The sequence below is a fragment of the Halobacteriovorax sp. DA5 genome, from assembly GCF_002903145.1.
Lineage (GTDB): Bacteria > Bdellovibrionota > Bacteriovoracia > Bacteriovoracales > Bacteriovoracaceae > Halobacteriovorax_A.
The window spans coordinates 1-208 of the sequence record NZ_PPDJ01000037.1; the positions used below are offsets into that span (position 1 = coordinate 1).

General features: G+C 53.4%; 1 protein-coding gene. It reads right to left on the bottom strand.

What is annotated here, in order from left to right; all coding sequences use genetic code 11:
• Positions 1–208, bottom strand: a 208-nt coding sequence (locus C0Z22_RS15805; protein ID WP_146037932.1) for an EF-hand domain-containing protein, incomplete at both ends; no start/stop codon positions are given.

The following is a 208-nucleotide window of genomic DNA, read 5'->3' on the forward strand; positions in this document are numbered from 1 at the left end:
GCCTCCAGCTCCTCATTCTTCACGTTCAGCTGACCCATTGAGGCCAACACGTCCCTAAGGTCATCTTTGCTGATGATGCCGTCCCTGTTCTGGTCAATGATTGTGAAGGCCTCCTTGTACTCCTGAATCTGGCTCTGCTCAAACATGGAGAAGACGTTGGAGGAACCCTCTCCTCCTCCTGCCCTCCTCTTAGCCTTTTTGGGTGCCA